Source organism: Achromobacter sp. (assembly GCF_057314935.1).
In genome coordinates this window covers 1-3,322 of record NZ_DBHKZA010000178.1, presented here as the reverse complement: position 1 = coordinate 3,322, position 3,322 = coordinate 1, and the positions used below count along the sequence as shown (strand labels likewise).

The window sequence follows — 3,322 nt, the reverse complement described above, 5'->3', positions numbered from 1 at the left end:
TGGAGCTGATGGCCAAGAAGATCATGGTCTCGCAGTCCACCTCGGGCGACGTGCCCGAATCCGGGCTCGATGTCCTGAACCAGGACGGTGATTCCGTCGAGGTCGCACTGGCCCGGCAGCTTGTCGCCGCATGACACGTTCCACTTACGGCCCTTCGGGGCCGTTTTTTTTGCCGCTCCCGGTAAATCGGACGCTGCCTGGTTCGCATTGTTTGCTGCCGCTCGCGGCCTGAGCGGCGATGGTGAGGGCTGGATGTTTCAGGACGCCGAGCTATGTGCCCCTCTCCACCGTGGTTTCACTATCCCGAACGCCGCCTTCTGGCGGGATTTCTCGGCCTGCTGTGGTCGGTGCTGGCCGGTGGCTGCGCGACGACGACTGCGCCGGTCGCGCCCGACACCATCGCGGAAGTCTTGGCCGCGCCTGAACCCGAGGCTTCCGAGTACATCCCGGTCGTGCGCTACGCCCGCTACACACTGGTCGAACTGGCACCCATGGCGGCGCAGCGCGACCTGTTGTTGCAGACCATCGACGTGTCCATGCCCGAGGATGCCCGCGCCACGGTCGGGGATGGGCTTCGGCACGTGCTCAAACGCAGCGGCTATGGCCTGTGCCAGACCGCGCATGCCGTGATCGAGCTGTACGCGCTGCCGTTGCCGGCGGTACACCTGCACCTCGGCCCCATGACCTTGCGCGATGCGCTGCTCACGCTGGCTGGCCCGGCCTGGGAACTGCACGCGGATGACCGCGCACGGCAAATCTGCTTCGAGCGGCCCGGCGATCGCGCGGTCGCCGAGTCCCCATCCGAGCCACCCGCCACCGAGGCGGTGCAGACGTTCCCGCTGGCACCCATGGTTTCGGGAGGCCAGCCATGAACGCCCCGCAACCTGCCCAGCGATCGACCGCCGCCGTGGTGGTGCAGAGCCTGATGTGGCTCTGGTTGATCTTCCTCAGCGTCTTGGCGGCCCTGGGCTACCAGGCCCTCAGCGACCAGGCCGACCAGGAGCGGCTGGATTCCCGCCTGCAACGCCTGGAAGCGCAGGCAACTGGCTTGGCCGAGACGATCGAGGCCATCCAGCAGCGCCCGGCCGTCGCGACGGACGCTGACCTCAAAGACACCCGCCAGATTCTGGAAGCACGCGCGGCCCAGGTCGAGAAATCTCTCAGTGGCTACGCAGCGGCCGACGACCTCCAGGCGCTGCGCGCGGAGGTCGAGCAGATCAAGGCGCGCCAAGCCGCCGCGCGTGCCACCGCACCCGCCCAGCGGCGCGCATCGCGCACGTCCGCCGCCTCCAAGACCGAGCTGCCGCCGCTGCCATTCCGCGTCGTCGGCGCCGAACTGCGCGCCGGCCAGCGCAGCGTGTCCGTCGCGCCGAGCATCGGGGACTTCACGCCCGCCCAACTTCAGGTGCTGCTGCCCGGGGATGCGGTCGGCCCGTGGCGCCTGCAGGCGATCGAGGGCAACACCGCAGTGTTCCAGGCCGGCAACCAGACCCGCCGTGTGGCGATTCCCTGACCGGAGCACCCCATGAAGCCGTCGATCCTCCTTTCCGCGCTCGTGTTGGCGTCGGTGCAGTGGCCCATCTGGGCGCAGCAGCCCGCAACGGCCCCGGCGCGCAATGCGCAAAGCCAGGAGCGCCCGCTGGCCGCCCGCGTGCTGGACGATCGGGCGGCCAGTGAATGGGGCCTGCAACCGCAGGAGTGGACTCGCTATCGCGAGCTGATGGACGGGCCGCTGGGCATCTACTCGCCCAACCTGGACCCGCTGTCCGCCCTGGGCATCGAGGCACGCACTGACGAAGAGCGGCGGCGCTACGCAGAGCTGCAGGTGCAGGTCGAAGCGCGCCGCGTCGAGAAGCTGCTCGCCTACCAGCGCGCCTACGACGAAGCCTGGCAGCGCCTGAACCCCGGCATGCAGCGCGTGAACCTGCCCGACGACAAGCCCGGCGCCGGTCCCGTGCGTGGTAGAGGCCGCACCGCGGTGTTCGTCAAGGATGGCTGCGCTGCCTGCGGGCAGCTCGTACAGCGTCTGCAATCCTCAGGCGCCGATTTCGACCTGTACATGGTCGGAAGCCGCCAGGACGACGCGCGCATCCGCGACTGGGCCAAGCGCGCGCAGATCGACCCGGCGCGCGTGCGCGCCGGCAGCATCACGCTCAACCACGATGGCGGCCGCTGGCTGTCGCTGGGCCTGCCCGGTGATTTGCCCGCAGCCGTGCGCGAGGTGAACGGCCAATGGCAGCGCCAGCCGTAGCTGCCCCCGTATCGCAGTTCTTGCGCGCACTGGTGCTCTCTGCAGGCGTGTATGCCAGCACCCCCCATGCCCAGGAGGTGCCGCCACCGGCCTACCAGCTTGCCGCCCAGCGCGCGGGCATCCCTTCGACGGTGCTCTACGCCGTGGCCTTGCAGGAGAGCGGCATCCGGCGCAACGGGCGCATCGTCCCATGGCCGTGGTCCCTCAACGTCGCCGGCCAATCGCGCCGCTTCGCCACGCGCGCCGACGCCTGCGCTGGCCTGCAGCAGGCGATGCGCGCCACGCCGCACACGCGCATCGACGCGGGCCTGGGCCAGATCAACCTTGGCTACCACAAGCACCGCTTCACCGGCGCGTGCGATCTGCTGGACCCGTACCGCAACCTCGCCGTTGCCGCCGAGATCCTGAAGGAGCAGCACACCCCCGGCGAGGACTGGCTGCTGGCGATCGGCCGCTACCACCGCCCCGCAGGCGGCGAGCCCGCCGCCCGCTATCGGCGCAGCGTGTCGCGCCACCTTGCCCGCGTGCAGGGCACGCGACCAGCCGCCGCGGTCCTCGCGGCGCGCCAGGAGACCTCCCCATGACGAAACCCCATCCCGCCCATCTCGCGTTCACGGGCCTACTCATGCTGCTGTCAGGCCTGCCGCTGGCCTCGCGTGCCGGCGAGCCACTGATCGTTGTCGAGGACCGTGGCGGCACGTCGGCATTGCCGTACTACGAAGCCCTGAATCTCCAGCCGCGCGCCAACGCACCGGCGCGGCCGTCCATCCCGACGCCCCAGGTTCCTGCCACACGGGCGGACGAAGCCGCGATGCTGCCGGTGCGCAGCGCCAAGCTCACGCCCGGCACCGTCGCGCGACGGGTGATCGAAGCGCCCGGCCTGCGGCCGTTCGTGGTCATCGGCGACGACGAGGCTTCCCGGGCCTGGTTGCAGCGCCGCGCCGCCGCTTTGCGCGAACGTGGCGCGGTCGGCCTGGTCGTCAACGTCGAGACCGCGCAGGGCCTGGCGCGGCTGCGCGCCCTGGTGCCGGGCGTGCCGCTCGCGCCCGTGGCCGGCGACGACCTGGCCGA

General features: G+C 70.6%; 5 protein-coding genes and 1 pseudogene. All 6 read left to right on the top strand.

Annotated features, from left to right (window positions below):
• A pseudogene (locus ACO6D5_RS29820) lies at positions 1-134 on the top strand (DNA topoisomerase III); the annotation flags it as partial.
• 138 nt (positions 135-272) lie between these two features.
• A complete protein-coding gene (pilL2, locus tag ACO6D5_RS29815; RefSeq protein WP_003098890.1) occupies positions 273-872 on the top strand; it encodes a PFGI-1 class ICE element type IV pilus protein PilL2 in 600 nt (199 codons plus the stop codon).
• Complete coding sequence (locus tag ACO6D5_RS29810; protein ID WP_003098888.1) at positions 869-1,513, top strand: hypothetical protein; 645 nt, start codon at positions 869-871, stop codon at positions 1,511-1,513. Before pilL2 ends, ACO6D5_RS29810 begins: the two co-directional genes overlap by 4 nt.
• Positions 1,514-1,525: 12 nt before the next feature.
• Positions 1,526-2,251, top strand: a complete 726-nt coding sequence (locus tag ACO6D5_RS29805; protein ID WP_003120008.1) for a TIGR03759 family integrating conjugative element protein — start codon at positions 1,526-1,528, stop codon at positions 2,249-2,251.
• Entirely contained in the window at positions 2,233-2,835 is a 603-nt protein-coding gene (locus ACO6D5_RS29800) for a transglycosylase SLT domain-containing protein (RefSeq protein WP_485827400.1), read from the top strand. Before ACO6D5_RS29805 ends, ACO6D5_RS29800 begins: the two co-directional genes overlap by 19 nt.
• Positions 2,832-3,322: integrating conjugative element protein (locus ACO6D5_RS29795; RefSeq protein WP_286920182.1), on the top strand; the 491-nt coding region annotated here is incomplete at its 3' end. The genes ACO6D5_RS29800 and ACO6D5_RS29795, both read left to right, overlap by 4 nt.